Source organism: Methylobacterium sp. Leaf85, from assembly GCF_001422125.1.
GTDB classification, from domain to species: Bacteria; Pseudomonadota; Alphaproteobacteria; order Rhizobiales; family Beijerinckiaceae; genus Methylobacterium; species Methylobacterium bullatum.
On record NZ_LMME01000023.1, the window covers coordinates 120,776 to 136,721 of the forward strand.

Here is a 15,946-nt window from a genome sequence, read left to right on the forward strand (position 1 = left end):
CACGGCCTCGATCTAAGCGTCGACGGCCTTCCTTTCCAGATGCATCGGGACGGCGTTCAGGCGGCCCGGATGCCGCCGACGAAGCCATCGACCTCGTGTCCGAGGCTGAGGGACTGGCGCGTCAGATGCTCGGCGGCGGCCAGCACCTGTGATGCGCCGGCTCCGGTCTGAACCGCCGCGACCTGAACATCCGCGATGGTTTCGGTGACGGCCTGGGTCCCACGCGCGGCATCGTTGACGCTGCGGGCGATCTCCTGCGTCGCCACCTGTTGCTGTTCCACCGCCGCCGCGACGCCCATCGCGATGGTATGGACGCTGCCGATGGTGGAGCCGATCTCTTCGATGGCGCTCACCGTATCGCGGGTGGCCTCCTGGATCGTCGCGATCTGCGCGGTGATCTCGTCCGTCGCCTTCGCGGTCTGGGCGGCGAGCCCCTTCACCTCGGCCGCGACCACCGCGAAGCCGCGACCGGCCTCGCCGGCGCGGGCCGCCTCGATGGTGGCGTTGAGGGCGAGCAGGTTGGTCTGGCTAGCGATGCTGGAGATCAGGGCGACCACGTCGCCGATGCGGGACGCGCTGTCGGCGAGGACCCGGACACGCTCCGTAGTCCGGCGCGCGCTATCCACCGCGCCGGCGGCGGCGGCGGATGTCTGGGACACCTGCGCGCCGATCTCGTTGGCGGTGGCGGCGAGTTCCTCGGTGGCCGCCGCGACGGCCTGAACGTTCATGGCCGTCTCGTTGGCCGCGTTCATCACCGCCGTGGATTGCCGGTTCGTCTGGTCGGCATTGGCCGCCATGGAGCGGGCGGTGAGCTCCATCTCGGCGGCCGAGCCGGCCAGGGTCTCGACGAGGTTTCCGACGCTGCCCTGGAAGCGATCCGCGAGTTCGTTTCTCTCGCCGCGGCGACGCTGGGATGCGATTCCGGCGGCCTGGTCCTGGCTGGCGCGGAGGTCCGCCGCCTCTTTCATCGTCGCCGAGAAGACCTGCATGCTGGTCCAGATCTCGCCGATCTCGTCGCGCCGGGGTTTCATCGCCGGCAAGGCCAAGTCCCCTTCGGACAGCCGGCGGATCGCCTGGGAGACGCCGGCCAGGGGACGGGCGATCTCGCGATTTCCCACGAAACCGCCGATCAGCAGGCCACCGAGGGTGCCGCCCACGGCCAGGAACAGCAGAAGCTGGAAACGCTCCGCATAAAGGGAGTCGGTCGATCGATCGATCGCCTCGACCTCCGCGGCGGCGGTGCCGACGAGTTTGTCGATGCTGTCTTGGAAGGCCTGGCGGTTGGCCCGATTGGCCTCGTTGAAGCCCTGATCGGCCGCGGCCTTCGGCGAAACTTCGGTGCCGAGCCGCCCCAACTCGTTGCGTAGGATCGTGAAGCTCGCGGCATCGGCCAGAATCTTGTCGAACGCCGCACGTTCGCTCGCCGGCACGCGCGGGGCCCAGCTTTTGAGCAAGGCATTCATGGCGTCGAGGTTCTTCTTAAGGCGGACTTCGTATTTCTTGGCGTCCTGAGTGTCCTTGGCAGCATAGATGCCGCGAGACTCGACGACGACACTGGTCACGATCTGGTTGAGGTTGGCCGCGTCGAGCGCCCGCTGGGACGCGAGTTTCGCATCCGTCAGGGCGGTGTTGAACGTTTGAAGCGACAGGATGCTGATCGTGGCAACGACGAGCGTCACCATCGAGCAGATCCCTACGAAAGCGAGAAGTTTTGCCCTGATGCGCATTGCCGTCGACCAGATCTGAAGGAAGTCAGGTCTCAGCGCTAGGGGAATATCGACAAGGTTGAGTTAATCCGGCCATCAATCCGGCATTAAGATGCAGAAATTTCGAGCTGCTCGATGACGAGATTGCCGTTCGTGTAGACGCAGATTTCCGCCGCGATGCCCAATGCCTTACGGACGATCGCCTCCGCGTCGTGCTCACCATCCTCGAGTGCGCGGGCAGCGGCCAAGGCGTAATTCCCCCCCGATCCGATCGCCATGACGCCACCTTCCGGCTCGAGCACGTCACCGGCGCCGGAGAGAAGCAGGCTGACATCCTTATCCGCCACCAGCATCATCGCCTCGAGGCGGCGCAGGTAGCGGTCGGTGCGCCAATCCTTGGTGAGCTCGACGCAGGCGCGGGTGAGCTGCCCCGGATACTGATCGAGCTTGGCTTCAAGCCGCTCGAACAGGGTGAAGGCATCGGCCGTCGCCCCGGCGAATCCGGCGATGACGGCGCCCTTGGCGAGGCGGCGCACCTTGCGGGCGTTGCCCTTCACGATCGTCTGGCCGAGGCTCACCTGCCCGTCGCCGCCGATGACCACCTTGCCGCCCTTGCGGACCATCAGGATCGTGGTGGCGTGCATTTGCGGCGGGCCGGATCGGTCGTGGGACAAGGCGTCTCTCCAAAGATTGTCTGGCGCTCAGGTGGGTGGCGGGTCGCCCGGATGCCACTCCTTTCGCAAGCAGACGCGGGGCTACACCACCACGGTGATGGCGCGGGCGGCGCGGGTCAGCCCGGTATAGAGCCAGCGCGCCCGGTGCTCGCGGAAGGCGAAGGACTCGTCGAACAGAACGACATTGTCCCATTGCGAGCCCTGCGCCTTATGGACGGTCAGAGCGTAGCCGTAGGTGAACTCGTCGGTCTCGCGTTTGAGGAAGGCCGGGATCTCCTCCTCGGAGCCCGACATCACCGCCCGCAGCACCTTGATGTCGATGGGCCGCCGCCTCAGGGCCGGGTCGTCGTCGGGCACGACATCGAGGCGGACCGTATCGGCGCGGGGCGCCGCTCGCAGGGCATGGACCGTCCAGGTCGAACCGTTGAGCAGGCCCTTCGTCCGGTCGTTGCGGAGGCAGACCAGCTTCTCGCCCACCGCAGGCATCGGGTCGGTATGGCCCGCGAGTTCCCGCAGGCGGTTGTTGTAGAGGCGCCGCGTCTTGTTCATGCCGACGAGGACCTGGTCGCATTCCAGCACGCTCGACGGATCGAGGGAGCGGCGTGAGACGACGCGGCTCTCGCCATACTCGCCGATGCTGAGCCGGCCGCCCTCACGGATCGTCATGGCCATACGCACGATCGGGTCGTCGGCGGCCTGCCGGTGGACATCGGTCAACATCACGTCGGGCTCGGCCTCGGTGAAGAAGCCGCCGCCGCGCACCGGCGGCAATTGGGCGGGGTCGCCGAGAACGAGGACCGGCTTGTCGAAGGAGAGCAGGTCGTTGCCGAGATCCGAATCGACCATGGAGCACTCGTCGATGACGACGAGCTCCGCCTTCGAGACCGGCCCGGTGCGGTTGAGGGTGAAGGCCGGTCCTCCCTCCTCGGTCTCCTTGCTGCGATAGATCAGGCTGTGGATCGTCGCGGCATCGTGGCAGCCCTTCGACCGCATCACCGAGGCGGCCTTGCCCGTGAAGGCGCCGAAGACGACCGTGCCCTCCACATCGTCGGCGATGCGGCGCGCCAGGGTGGTCTTGCCGGTGCCGGCATAGCCGAACAGGCGGAACACCTGCGGGCCACCGGCCTTGCGCCATTCGGCAATGGCTTTCAGCGCCGCATCCTGCTGCGGCGCGTAGCGGGTCGGTAGGTCGTCGCTCACGGCCAGCGCACGGTGGGCGGCAGCGAGGACAGGATCGAGGCGACGTTGCCGCCGGTCTTCAGGCCGAAGATGGTGCCCCGGTCGTAGAGCAGGTTGAACTCGACGTAGCGCCCGCGCCGCACCTGCTGCTCGAGCCGGTCGGCTTCGGTCCAGGCGCTCGCGAGATTCGCGCGCACGATGGCCGGATAGGCGTCGAGGAAGGCGAGGCCGACATCCTTGGTGAAGGCGAGATCGGCCTTCGGATCGCCGGTCCAGTGATAATCGTAGAAGATGCCGCCGATGCCGCGGGGCTCGTTGCGGTGCTTGAGGAAGAAGTATTCCTCGCACCAAGCCTTGTAGCGGTCGTAATCGGCGGCCGGCGCATGGGCGTCGCAGGCCGCCTTCATCGCCGCGTGGAATCGCAGCGTGTCGGGATCGTCCTGGGTCCGGCGCCGGTCGAGGACGGGGGTCAGGTCGGCCCCGCCGCCGAACCACGTCTTCGTCGTGGAGACGAAGCGGGTGTTCATGTGCACGGTCGGCACGTTCGGATTCCAGGGATGGACGATGAGCGAGATGCCCGTGGCGTAGAATCGCGGGTCCTCCGCCGCGCCCGGCATCTGCGCACGGAACTCCGGGGCGAACTCGCCGAAGACCTGCGAGACGTGGACACCGGCCTTCTCGAACACGCGGCCATGCAGCATCGCCATGGTGCCGCCGCCGCCGGGCGTGCCGCTATGGTCGGTGCGCTTCCAGGGGGTCTTCACGAAGCGTCCGGCCTCGGCCGGGGCATCGGGATGGAACGGCCCTTGGGCCTCCGCCTCGATCGCCTCCAGTTCCGCCACGATCCGGTCGCGCAGGCTCGCGAACCAAGTGGTGACCTCATCCTTCAGGAGGGCGAGTTCGGCGGCCGGGGGCGGTGGCGGGGTCGTGTCGGACATCGTCATGGGGGAGGGATGTCCCATCCCTCCCGTCCATCGTCAATCGAGGTACGCTCAATCTTTGCCCACCGACATCAGCAGCCGCTCGGTCTTGGCGTCCTCGATCCGGTTGACCATGCGGCGGCCCTCATGGACGTCGCGGATGGTCTTGGTGGCGGTGATGCAGGACTGGACCAGCATGATCGTGCCCATGGCGAGGTAGCCCTTGATCCAGATATCCATGGGCATGAAGAGGATGCCGAGGCCGACCATCGCCGCCGAGCCGATGAAGGACGCGTAGGTGAAGGTGACCCAGGCGCCGGAATGCTGAGTGGTCTCGTTGTTCATGGTCGTAATCCTCGATGTGAGAGAGTTGGGTTGCGTGAGTTCTGTTCAAGTCATCGGCGATGTTTTTGAAGGTCGATCGCCATGGATTTGGTGGTTCTGAAGGTTATTCCTCACCTCGACCTCATCCTGAGGTGCTGCGAAGCAGCCTCGAAGGAGGCCTCCAGTTAGAGCGAGCTTGCTGGAGGGCTCCTTCGAGGCCTCCGCTGCGCTCCGGCGCCTCAGGATGAGGTGGCGGGTGGGAGAATGGTGTTCCCCATGTCTTGATGCTCCCATGACCTGCCCAGACTCATCGAGTCCGCGTCACACCAACCTTCATGCAGCGCGCGCCTCGACCTTGCGCCGGAGGCGGTCGAGGACGGCGCCGCCGCTCGGGCGGGTGCTGGCGCCGAAACCTTCGCGCTCGAGCCGTTCGGCGATGGAAAGGCCCGGCTCGGTCTCGGCGAGCGCCGCTTCCGTGTCGGCGGCCTCGGTCTGGAGGGCGCGCAGTCGGCTCAAGGTCGCCTCGGCTTCCTTGAGTGTCGCCCGCTCGCTCGGGTTGGTCTGAACGCCGAGGCGCCGTGCCGCCTCCGCCGCGGCGGCGATGCGGCGTCCGCGTTCGAGCTCGCTCTGCCGGCGCGTGGCGTCGGCGACGACGGAGCGGATGCGGGCGACCTCGCGGGCGAATCTCAGGCGTGCCTCACCGATGGCGTCGCGTTCGGCTTCGAGCTCCGCGATGGCCTCCGCCGCCTCGGCCGCCAGCTCCTCGCGTCCCGCCGCTAAGGCCGCCAGGGCGCGCTCTTCGAGATCTGCCGCGCGGGCTTCCACCTCGGCGAAACGCCGGCCTTCCGCCTTGTCACCCGCCATTGCGGCGGCGAGGGCCTGGCGGCTGCGCTCCAGGGAGACCCGCGTCTCCCGGATCTGCTGATCGAGGATGAGCAGGGCGTGGCGATCGATCACCTCTTCCTCGGCCCGGGCGGCGGCGCCGCGGGCGAGGAGCCGAAACAACTTGAGCATGGTGTGCCTCCGGCGTTTGAACGCTGTTCACACTCATGGTCTCGCCGATATTTGCACGCTGTTCAAGTGCTGAACTGCACACCGTTCAAAATCATGTCACGCGCTCGACCCGATCTGTCTCAGCCCCTCGCCGAGGATCATCGCCGCCGCCACGGCGATGTTGAGCGAGCGCATGCCCTCGCGGATGGGAATGACGATCCGGGCATCGGCCGCCTCGTGGACGGATGCGGGGACGCCCGCCGATTCCCGACCCAGCAGGATGCAGTCGCCGGGGAGGAAGGCGAAGGCGGTGTAGGGGAGGGCGCCGGCGGTCGTGGCGAGGACGAGCCTCGTGCCGGTCTCTTCCCGCCACTGCGAGAAGGCCGCCCAGGAGCGATGCCTCGTGATCGCCACATGGTCGAGATAATCGAGGCCCGAACGGCGCAGATGCCGGTCGGACACATCGAATCCTGCCGGCTCGATGATGTCGACGGCCACGTCGAGACACGCTGCCATCCGCAGGATCGTCCCCGTATTCTGGGGAATGTCGGGCTGGTAGAGGGCGAGACGGAGCATCGGACCGGGCGGCTGCATTGCGTCTGCGGCATCGCCTCGCGGTTGGCACGTCGTCAAGGCCCACTACCTCAGGCAAGTCTCCAACACCGGACCAGATCATGTTTCTCGATTGGCTCGAGCGCCGCATCGACCCGTTCGCGTCCTTCGAAGACGGCCGGATGCCTCCCAAGACGGTGACGGGCTTCGCTGCCTTCTACCTGAAGCCGATGCGGGTCGCCCTGGTGCTGCTCTTCCTCGTGGCCATCGCGGCCGGAACGGTGGAAGCGTCGCTCTACCTGCTCATGGGCTGGTTCATCGATCTCCTGAACACGGCCGACCGTGCGACGGTACTGGAGGAGCACGGCTTCAAGATCGGCCTCGCGGCGATGCTGCTTCTCGTGGTGCGACCCTTCACGGTCTGGCTGCACGAGGTGATGTCGAACCAGCTCCTCGTGCCGCAGGCGACCAACCAGGTCCGCTGGCGCACGCATCTCTACACCCTCGGTCACTCGCTCTCGTATTTCCAAGCGGATTTCGCCGGCCGGCTCGCCAACCGCGTCGTTCAGGTCGGCCCGGCCGTGCGCGAACTGGCCGTGGTCTTCATCGATACGCTGCTCTACGTGGCGATTTACGCCGTCACGGCGGTGGGCCTGTTCGGCTCCATCTCCCTCTGGATGGCCCTGCCGGTGGTTGTCTGGGTCGCGACCTATTCGGTGCTGACTTGGTGGTTCGTGCCCCGTGCCCGTGCGCGCTCCCTCGTGACGGCCGATACGCGCTCCCTCCTCATCGGTCGGATCGTCGACAGCTACACCAACATCCTCACGGTGAAGCTCTTCGCCCGCGACCGCGAGGAGCGCGCGGCCGTGCGCGACGCCATCGACGTGCATACGGTCGCCCATCTCCACCAGTTCCGGCTCGTCACCACCACCACGACGCTGCTGGGCCTGCTCAACAGCGCGCTCATCGTCGCCACCGCCACGGCCTGCTTCGTCCTGTGGCGGCGGGGCGGCATGACCACCGGCGAGGCGGCGGCGGGTCTGGCCCTCGTCCTGCGCCTGATGGCGATGTCCGGCTGGGTGATGCAGACGGTGCGCGGCATTTTCGAGAATGTCGGCGTGATCCAGGAGAGCATGCAGACGATCTCGCGGCCTCACGGGATCGTCGACCGGCCCGACGCCCGGACCCTCGCAGTGAGCGGCGGCGACATCCGCTTCGACCGGGTCGGCTTCCGCTACGGCGACGGCACACCGTCCGTCATCCAGGATTTCAGCCTGCATATCCGCCCGGGTGAGAAGGTCGGCCTTGTCGGAATCAGCGGCGCGGGCAAGACCACGCTGACCGCGCTTCTGCTTCGGCTGCACGACATCCAGAACGGCCGGATCCTCATCGACGGCCAGGACATCGCCGGCGTCACGCAGGAATCGCTGCGCGGAGCGATCGCCATGGTGACGCAGGACACCTCTCTCCTGCACCGGTCGATCCGCGACAACATCGCCTATGGCAGACCGGACGCGACGCTGGAGGAGATCCAGCGGGCGGCGCGTCTGGCGGAGGCTGACGGGTTCATTGCCGGCCTCGTCGATAACAAGGGTCGGACAGGCTACGACGCCCAGGTCGGCGAGCGGGGCGTGAAGCTCTCCGGCGGCCAGCGCCAGCGCATCGCCATCGCGCGCGTCATCCTGAAGAACGCGCCGATCCTGATCCTAGACGAGGCGACATCCGCTCTCGACAGCCAGGTCGAGGCGGCGATCCAGGACAGTCTCGACACCCTCATGCAGGGCAAGACCGTGCTTGCCATCGCGCACCGGCTTTCCACAATCGCAGCCCTCGACCGGCTGATCGTGATCGATGCCGGGCGTATCGTGGAGGAGGGGACCCATGCGGAACTGATCCGCACCGGTGGGCTCTATGCGCGCCTGTGGGAGCGCCAGTCCGGCGGCTTTCTCGGTGACGTCACGCCGACCGTCTACGAGGACGCAGCGGAATGATCGCCCTCGACGTTTCGGCTGGGGCAGCTGAGCGGCGGCGGCCCTCGCGCGGTCCGTGGCTCACGGAGCTGCGGGCGACACTGGTTCTGGCCGCCCCGCTGATCCTGACCAATCTCGCGCAGCATGGCCTCGTCACGGCCGATGTGGTGCTCCTCGGGCGTCTCGGCGCGGAGCCGCTCGCGGCCGGCGCCCTGGCGACGAGCCTTTACTTCATCCTGTTCATCTGCGGGATCGGCCTCGCCTCGGCGGTCTCCCCCCTGATCGCGGGCGCGGTCGGCCGTGGCGATTCCGCCGATGACGACGTGCGGCGCATCGTGGGGGCCGGGCTATGGGCCGTCACCATCGCGATCATCCCGGTGATGCTGGCGCTCTGGCACACCGAGCCCCTGCTTCTCGCGATGGGACAGCAGCCGAAGCTCGCCGAGGATGCCGGCCTCTACATGCGCGCCCTGCAATGGTCGATGTGGCCGGCTTTGGCGTTCATGGCCCTGCGCGCCAGCCTCTCCGCCCTGGAGCGGCCCGGCTGGCCCCTAGCCATCAGCATCGCGGCGCTGCCGGTGAATGTCGGGCTCGCAATCTGGCTCGCCTTCGAGGGGCCGGGGCTGCTCGGCCTCGGTATGGTCGGTGTCGGCCTCGCCACGACGCTGGCCGCGTTTCTGTCCCTGGCCGCCCTCGTCGGCGTGATGATGCTGGCGCCGTCCCTTCGCCGGCGACGGCTCTTCCTCGGTGTCTGGCGCCCCAATGCCGCGCGCCTCGCGACCATGTTCCGGCTCGGCCTGCCCATGGCGGCGACGGGTCTGGCCGAGGCGAGCCTGTTCGAGGCCGCCGTCCTCGGCATGGGCCTGTTCGGTACGGCGCCGCTTGCGGCCCATGCGGTGACGATCCAGATCGCCGCGATCTGCTTCATGGTGCCCAACGGCATCGGTCAGGCGGCCACGGTGAGGGTCGGCCGCGCCTTCGGGGCGGGGGATCGCATGGCCATGCGCCGGGCCGGCACCATCGCGATCCTCCTGGGCTTCGGCTTCATGAGCGCATGCGCCCTCGCGCAGGTGACCCTGCCGCGCCCGCTGATCGGGCTGTTCCTCGATCTGGAGGCTCCCGGCAATGCCGAAGTGATCCCCTATGCGATCACCTTCATCGGCTTTGCCGCACTCTTCGCCATGGCGGACGGCATCCAGTCGGTGGCGCTCGGCGGCCTGCGGGGGATGCAGGACACGCGCATTCCCATGGCCATCGCCCTGTTCGGCTACTGGATCGTCGGCATTCCGGCCGGCATCCTTGCCGCCTGGGGGCTCGGATACGGCGGCTCGGGGATCTGGATGGGCTTCTGCGCCGGTCTGGCGGTGGTCGCCGTGATGCTGGTGCGGCGCTGGCTGTCCCTCAGTGGCAGCGTCATTGTGCGCCCGTGACGAATGCCGCGTCCCGTCACGGACCTACTCTGGACAAATTCGCATCTGGCGTGCCAGACAAACGTGCCTCAGAAGGCTCGTCTCGGGTGACGCCCGGTCGCATTGCACCGCCCGGTACAATCGTGTCTGCGTCTGCGCTGCGTGCTTCTTTCGAGCGCCTCTAATTGTCGGCGAACGGAAGCGGCGCGTCCTCGATCTGCGGGCGGCCCGAGCCGGCGCCATCCTGACCGGAGTGTCCATCTTGGCGAACACCCCTCCCACATCAGGTCCCGACGGCTCCCGCCGCGACTTCCTGTTCCTGGCGACCGGTGCGGGCCTCGCCGTGGCCGCCGGTGCGTTGGCCTGGCCCTTCGTGGCGTCGATGGCGCCCGACGCGGAAGTGATCGCGGCCGGCGCCCCCCTCGAAGTGGATCTCACGCCGATCCAGGAGGGCCAGATCGTCAACGTGTTCTGGCGCGGCAAGCTGATCTTCGTGCGGAACCGTTCCGAGAAGGAGATCAAGGAATCCGAGGCCGTGAAACTCAGCGAGCTCATCGACCCTCAGCCCGATTCCGCCCGCGTCAAGGAAGGCCACGCCAAATGGCTCGTGGTCTACGGCAACTGCACCCATCTCGGCTGCGTCCCGATCGGGCATCAGGGCCAGTACGAAGGCTGGTCCTGCCCCTGCCACGGCTCGCTCTACGACACGTCCGGCCGCGTGCGCCGTGGACCGGCGCCGACCAACCTGCCGGTTCCCCCCTACGCGTTCCTGAACGACACCAAGATCCGGATCGGTGAAGACGGCGGTAAGGCCGTCGCCTGATCTCGGGACCATCGCCCATGGGCGGTGAGGGAGGGGGTCCGACGCGCGAGGGCACGCGACGGATCAGAGCGAAACAGACTTCGAAGCGGGTAACCACATGAGCGGTCACGCCACCTACGTCCCCAAGAGTCGGATCGCCAAGTGGTTCGAATCGCGGCTGCCCATCGTCGGGCTGGTCCATTCGTCGTTCATCGCCTTCCCCGTCCCGCGGAACCTCAACTATTTCTGGACCTTCGGCGCCATCCTGATGGCGATGCTGATGTCGCAGATCGTCACCGGCATCTGGCTGGCGATGCATTACGATCCCTCCGCCGGCAACGCCTTCAACTCCGTCGAGCACATCATGCGCGACGTGAATTACGGCTGGTTGCTGCGCTACATGCATGCCAACGGCGCCTCGATGTTCTTCGTGGCGGTCTACGTCCACATCTTCCGCGCGCTCTATTACGGGTCGTACAAGGCCCCGCGCGAGGTGCTCTACATCCTGGGCGTCATCATCTACCTTCTGATGATGGCCACCGCCTTCCTCGGCTACACCCTGCCGTGGGGCCAGATGAGCTTCTGGGGCGCCACCGTCATCACCAACATCCTGGCCGCGATCCCGATCGTCGGCGACACGATCCAGAGCCTGCTCTGGGGCGGCTATTCCGTCGGCAACCCGACGATCAACCGCTTCTTCTCGCTTCACTACCTGCTGCCCTTCATGATCCTCGGCGTCGTGGTCCTCCACGTCTGGGCACTGCACGTCACCGGTCAGAACAACCCGACCGGCATCCCGATCAAGAGCGGCAAGGACGCGGTGCCGTTCACGCCCTACGCGACGATCAAGGACGTCTTCGCCGTCGTCGTGTTCTTCGTCTTCTTCGCCTACTGGATCTTCTACCAGCCGAACTACCTGGGCCACGCGGACAATTACGTCCCCGCCAACGCCTCGGTGACACCCGCCCACATCGTGCCGGAATGGTACTTCCTGCCCTTCTACGCGATCCTCCGCGCGGTGCCGGACAAGCTGGGCGGCGTCATCCTGATGTTCAGCGCCGTGATCATCCTGGCCTTTGCGCCCTGGCTCGACACGTCGCGGGTCCGCTCGGCCAACTACCGCCCGATCTACCGCCAGTTCTTCTGGCTGTTCGTGGCCGTCTGCGTGATTCTCGGATGGCTCGGCGCCAAGCCACCGGAAGGCGGCTACGTCCTCGCCTCGCGGATCTGCACCGCCTACTACTTCGCGCATTTCCTCATCGTGATGCCGCTGGTGGGGCTGTTCGAGACGCCGAAGGCCATGCCGGGATCGATCCTGGAGAGCGTGACCGGACCTCATCCGCAATATGGCGGTTCGGGTATGCCAGCCGGTGCGGCCGCCGCGCCATCGTCGAAGGGTTGAGGTGCGGATCGTGAACAGCATGAACACATCGCGCGTCCTCGCCGCCACGCTCATCGCGATCCTGCTCGGCTCGGCTTCGGCCGGCGCCGAGGACAGTCACTCGACCCCGAACCCGCCCCGCGAGAAGTGGAGCTTCGCCGGCGTGTTCGGCAAGTTCGACGAGGCCCAGCTGCAGCGCGGCTTTCAGATCTATCGGGAGGTCTGCTCCAACTGCCACAGCATGAACCTCGTGAAGTTCCGCAACCTCGCCGAGAAGGGCGGGCCGGGCTTCACGGCGGGTCAGGTCAAGGCTCTTTCGGCCGAGTACAAGATCAAGGACGGGCCGAACGATTCCGGCGACATGTTCGAGCGGCCCGGTCGCCCGGCCGACGCCTTCCCGTCGCCCTTCCCGAACGAGAAAGCCGCCGCCGCCGCCAATGGCGGCAAGGCCCCGCCCGACTTCTCGGTGCTGGCCAAGGCCCGCACCTACGAGCGCGGCTTCCCCTACTTCATCTTCGATGCGATGCCCTTCATCGGCTATTCGGAACAGGGCGTGGACTACATCCATGCGCTCCTGAATGGCTACGAGGACGCCCCGAAGGGAATGGATGTCCCGGCGGGCACGAACTACAACAAATACTATCCCGGCCACCTCATCGCGATGGCGAAGCCCCTGAGCGACGGCCAGGTGACCTACGCCAAGGGCGCCGACGGCAACCCCGTCGTTCCCGAGACGGCGGAGCAATACTCGCACGACGTGGCGGCGTTCATGTCCTGGGCGGCCGAGCCACACATGGAGGCCCGCAAGGCCCTGGGCTTCCGCGTCATCCTGTTCCTGCTCGTCCTGTCGGGCCTTCTCTACTACGTGAAGAAGAAGGTCTGGGCGGATGTGGGCGGCGAAGCTCATGGCATGCAGCCGGAGCTTCACAAGACGAGCTGAGCCCCTTAAAGGCGGATCACGACGAACGGGCTCGCTGTCGCGGGCCCGTTTTCGTTTCCACCATGACGGCGCGCCCGACGCGCCATCGCGACGACGACAGGAGATTCGGCATGACCGCAGCAGTGCTCGGCGTGATGGGCGGATCCGGTGTCTACGATCTGCCGGGCCTCGAAGACATTCGCGAGGAGGCGATCGGTTCTCCCTGGGGAGAGCCCTCCGATTCGCTGCGGATCGGCCGGATCGGCGCGACCAAGGTCGTGTTCCTGGCGCGTCACGGACGCGGCCACCGCCTTTCTCCGTCCGGCATCAACTACCGCGCCAATATCGACGTCATGAAACGGGCCGGCGTCACCGACCTCGTGTCGATCTCGGCCTGTGGGTCGTTCAGGAGCGAGCTGCATCCGGGCCTGTTCGTCCTCGTCGACCAGTTCGTCGACCGCACCCATGGCCGGGAATCCTCGTTCTTCGGAAATGGCTGCGTCGCCCACGTGCCCTTCGCCCACCCCGTCGGGCCGGCCCTCCAGGCTCGCATCGCCGCAGCGGCAGCGGCCGAGGATCTGCCGATCCATCGTGGCGGCACTTATGTCTGCATGGAAGGCCCGCAATTCTCGTCCTTCGCCGAGTCCCGCACCTACAAGGGCCTGGGCTACGACGTGATCGGCATGACCAACATGCCCGAGGCCAAGCTCGCCCGTGAGGCGGAGATCACCTTCGCCACCATCGCCATGGTGACGGATTTCGATTGCTGGCATCCGGGCCATGCCGATGTGGACGTGGCATCCGTCGTCGCCGTCGCCCGCGCGAATGCGGACAAGGCCGCCCGCCTCGTCTCGCGGATCGCCCGCGATTTCCCCACGGAGCGGGAGGAATGCCCCGCGGGCTCGCATCGCGCCCTCGATGGCGCCATCATGACGGCTCCGTCCCACCGCGATCCCGACCTGCTGGCCAAGCTCGACGCGGTGGCGGGCCGGGTCCTCGCCGCCTGACCATGCAGGCATGCGATGGCAAGGCCTTCCCACGAGAAGGCATTTGCCTCTAAGCAGGTTTCGCGGAAGCGGTCCCCGGTTCTGCGATGAAAACCTGCGACACATCAAGGAGCTAAGTAGCGTGAAGCGTTGGCGTGCCGACGCGAACCTGCTTAGAGCGTTGATCCCGATATCCCATCCGGATCGATGATCCGGTGTACGCGTTCGGCATCGAGCCGGGACGTTGCATTGATCATCCATGTCGATGCTTCCGAAGACGGCCCTTTACGTGACGGTCAAACCATGAGCGACCCTTCGACGATGCGTTCCGCGAGCATCAGCCGCCGCACGGCGGAAACCGACGTCCACGTGTCCATCGGGCTCGATGGAACCGGCAAGGCGGCGATTTCGACGGGGGTCGGGTTCTTCGACCATATGCTGGAGCTCTTCGCCCGGCACGGGCTGTTCGACGTGGAGGCCAAGGTCACCGGCGACCTGCATGTGGATCACCACCACACCGTCGAGGATACCGGAATCGCCCTCGGTCAGGCCTTTGCCCAGGCACTGGGCGACAAGCGGGGCATCGCCCGCTACGCGGACATCCACCTGCCCATGGACGAAGCGCTGACGCGGGTCTCCATCGACATTTCCGGGCGGCCGTTTCTCGTCTTCCGCACCGCCTTCAAGGCGGAGAAGATCGGGCAGTTCGACACCGAGCTGGTGCGCGAGTGGTTCCAGGCCTTCGCCATGAATGCCGGGATCACCCTGCACGTCGAGACCTTGTACGGTGACAACGCCCACCATATCGCGGAGAGCTGCTTCAAGGGCTTGGCCCGCGCCTTGCGGAAAGCCGTTGCGGTCGATCCGCGTGAGGAAGGTCGCATCCCCTCGACGAAGGGTTCTCTGTAGGGCTTTCACGGGCGGGAAGAGGCGGACACACGCATGCGCACCTACACGTTCCATCTGTCATCGGACACCATCGCCGGCGAATCCCACGGCCTCGAGAGTGCCGTCCTGGTTCCGGACGGCTTCTCGCTCCGGGCGTTCGTGTTCGGTCCGCTGTGGTTCTTCTTCCATCGGCTTTGGCTGGCCGGTCTCGGTGTGCTGGCCCTGCTCGTGGCAGCCAGTTTCGCCGGCCGTTTCCTGGGGCTCGGCACCTTCGCGGGCTTCCTGATCACCGTCCTGCTCCTCCTCCTCGTGGGGATGGAGGCGTCCAGCCTACGCCGCTGGACCTATGCCAGGCGTGGTCGTCCCGCCCGCGATGCCGTGGTCGCTCATTCCGCCGAAGAGGCCGAGATCAAGGCCGTGAACCGCTGGCTGACGGCTCCCCCCGTGGTCCGCTCGGGTCCGAGCGCCTATCCCGCGGCATCTCTGCGTCCGGTCGATACCGCCCTCGGTATGTTCCCCTTCGCCGAGCCCCGTCGGTCATGATGTCCGAGACCGTCGCGATCATCGATTACGGGTCGGGTAACCTGCATTCGGCCGCCAAGGCGTTCGAGCGCGCCGCCCGCGAGGCGGGACTTGGCGCGACCCGCATCGTCGTCACCAGCGATCCCGACACGGTGTCGTCCGCCGACCGCGTGGTTCTCCCCGGTGTCGGTGCCTATGCCGATTGCCGCAAGGGCCTCGATTCCGTCGACGGCATGGTCGAGGCGATGACGCATGCGGCGCAAGACCGGGGCCGCCCGTTCCTCGGCATCTGCGTCGGCATGCAGCTCCTCGCAAGCCGGGGCCTCGAATACGAGATCACGCCGGGGTTCGGCTGGATCGCCGGCGACGTCCGCCCGATCCGCCCGTCCGATCCCGACCTCAAGATCCCGCATATGGGGTGGAACACCCTGCGGCCCGAGCGTCCGCACGCGCTCCTCGACGGCATCCCCACGGGGGAGGATGGGCTGCACGCCTATTTCGTGCACAGCTACGCCCTCGACCCGACGGACCGGACGGATGTGGTCGCGGAGAGCGAGTATGGCGGACCGGTCACCGCCCTCGTGGCCCGGGACAACGTCGCCGGCACCCAGTTCCACCCTGAGAAGAGCCAGCATCTCGGTCTGGCACTGCTCGCGAACTTCCTGCGTTGGCGCCCGTAGACGGCCCATCGGCTCATCGACATTCAGAAAGCGACATTCAC

General features: G+C 66.8%; 16 protein-coding genes. 9 read left to right on the forward strand and 7 right to left on the reverse strand.

Features of this window, described 5'->3' with window-relative positions:
• Positions 1 to 56: 56 nt before the first annotated feature.
• The 7 genes from ASF08_RS12790 to ASF08_RS12820 all read right to left on the reverse strand — a co-directional run bounded on the left by ASF08_RS12790 (position 57) and on the right by ASF08_RS12820 (position 6,372).
• Complete coding sequence (locus ASF08_RS12790; protein WP_244474524.1) at positions 57 to 1,682, reverse strand: methyl-accepting chemotaxis protein; 1,626 nt, start codon at positions 1,680 to 1,682, stop codon at positions 57 to 59.
• Positions 1,683 to 1,813: 131 nt separating this feature from the next.
• Complete coding sequence (gene hslV, locus ASF08_RS12795; protein WP_056145817.1) at positions 1,814 to 2,350, reverse strand: ATP-dependent protease subunit HslV; 537 nt, start codon at positions 2,348 to 2,350, stop codon at positions 1,814 to 1,816.
• 111 nt (positions 2,351 to 2,461) lie between these two features.
• On the reverse strand, positions 2,462 to 3,580 hold the full coding sequence (locus ASF08_RS12800; protein ID WP_018042306.1) for an ATP-dependent DNA helicase: 1,119 nt from the start codon (positions 3,578 to 3,580) through the stop codon (positions 2,462 to 2,464).
• Entirely contained in the window at positions 3,577 to 4,497 is a 921-nt protein-coding gene (hemF, locus tag ASF08_RS12805) for an oxygen-dependent coproporphyrinogen oxidase (RefSeq protein ID WP_156629590.1), read from the reverse strand. Before hemF ends, ASF08_RS12800 begins: the two co-directional genes overlap by 4 nt.
• 54 nt (positions 4,498 to 4,551) lie before the next feature.
• Positions 4,552 to 4,824, reverse strand: coding sequence for a YiaA/YiaB family inner membrane protein (locus tag ASF08_RS12810; protein WP_018042308.1), 273 nt, complete (start codon positions 4,822 to 4,824; stop codon positions 4,552 to 4,554).
• A 312-nt stretch (positions 4,825 to 5,136) separates the two neighbouring features.
• Positions 5,137 to 5,817: a PspA/IM30 family protein gene (locus tag ASF08_RS12815; RefSeq protein WP_056145826.1), complete on the reverse strand. Its 681-nt coding sequence runs from the start codon at positions 5,815 to 5,817 to the stop codon at positions 5,137 to 5,139.
• Between the two features lie 96 nt (positions 5,818 to 5,913).
• The gene (locus ASF08_RS12820) at positions 5,914 to 6,372 is read right to left on the reverse strand and encodes a tRNA (cytidine(34)-2'-O)-methyltransferase (RefSeq protein ID WP_056146535.1); all 459 of its coding nucleotides are present in this window, start codon (positions 6,370 to 6,372) and stop codon (positions 5,914 to 5,916) included.
• 98 nt (positions 6,373 to 6,470) lie between these two features.
• Here ASF08_RS12820 and ASF08_RS12825 point away from each other — a divergent pair, with 98 nt between their 5' ends.
• The 9 genes from ASF08_RS12825 to hisH all read left to right on the forward strand — a co-directional run bounded on the left by ASF08_RS12825 (position 6,471) and on the right by hisH (position 15,905).
• The gene (locus ASF08_RS12825) at positions 6,471 to 8,339 is read left to right on the forward strand and encodes an ABC transporter ATP-binding protein (protein WP_056145829.1); all 1,869 of its coding nucleotides are present in this window, start codon (positions 6,471 to 6,473) and stop codon (positions 8,337 to 8,339) included.
• Complete coding sequence (locus tag ASF08_RS12830; RefSeq protein ID WP_056145832.1) at positions 8,336 to 9,748, forward strand: MATE family efflux transporter; 1,413 nt, start codon at positions 8,336 to 8,338, stop codon at positions 9,746 to 9,748. The genes ASF08_RS12825 and ASF08_RS12830 overlap by 4 nt, the downstream gene beginning before the upstream one ends.
• A 241-nt stretch (positions 9,749 to 9,989) precedes the next feature.
• On the forward strand, positions 9,990 to 10,550 hold the full coding sequence (petA, locus tag ASF08_RS12835) for a ubiquinol-cytochrome c reductase iron-sulfur subunit (protein WP_056146537.1): 561 nt from the start codon (positions 9,990 to 9,992) through the stop codon (positions 10,548 to 10,550).
• 97 nt (positions 10,551 to 10,647) lie between these two features.
• Positions 10,648 to 11,931 carry a cytochrome b gene (locus ASF08_RS12840; RefSeq protein WP_018042314.1) on the forward strand — a complete coding sequence of 428 codons (1,284 nt, stop codon included), beginning with the start codon at positions 10,648 to 10,650 and terminating at the stop codon, positions 11,929 to 11,931.
• Positions 11,932 to 11,950: 19 nt separating this feature from the next.
• On the forward strand, positions 11,951 to 12,850 hold the full coding sequence (locus ASF08_RS12845) for a cytochrome c1 (RefSeq protein ID WP_026175671.1): 900 nt from the start codon (positions 11,951 to 11,953) through the stop codon (positions 12,848 to 12,850).
• Between the two features lie 110 nt (positions 12,851 to 12,960).
• The gene (locus ASF08_RS12850) at positions 12,961 to 13,836 is read left to right on the forward strand and encodes an S-methyl-5'-thioadenosine phosphorylase (protein ID WP_056145834.1); all 876 of its coding nucleotides are present in this window, start codon (positions 12,961 to 12,963) and stop codon (positions 13,834 to 13,836) included.
• Positions 13,837 to 14,136: 300 nt separating this feature from the next.
• Positions 14,137 to 14,724, forward strand: coding sequence for an imidazoleglycerol-phosphate dehydratase HisB (gene hisB, locus ASF08_RS12855; RefSeq protein WP_018042317.1), 588 nt, complete (start codon positions 14,137 to 14,139; stop codon positions 14,722 to 14,724).
• 33 nt (positions 14,725 to 14,757) lie between these two features.
• Complete coding sequence (locus ASF08_RS12860) at positions 14,758 to 15,246, forward strand: DUF2628 domain-containing protein (protein WP_056145836.1); 489 nt, start codon at positions 14,758 to 14,760, stop codon at positions 15,244 to 15,246.
• Positions 15,243 to 15,905: an imidazole glycerol phosphate synthase subunit HisH gene (gene hisH / locus ASF08_RS12865; RefSeq protein WP_056145840.1), complete on the forward strand. Its 663-nt coding sequence runs from the start codon at positions 15,243 to 15,245 to the stop codon at positions 15,903 to 15,905. The genes ASF08_RS12860 and hisH overlap by 4 nt, the downstream gene beginning before the upstream one ends.
• The last annotated feature ends 41 nt before the right edge of the window (positions 15,906 to 15,946 follow it).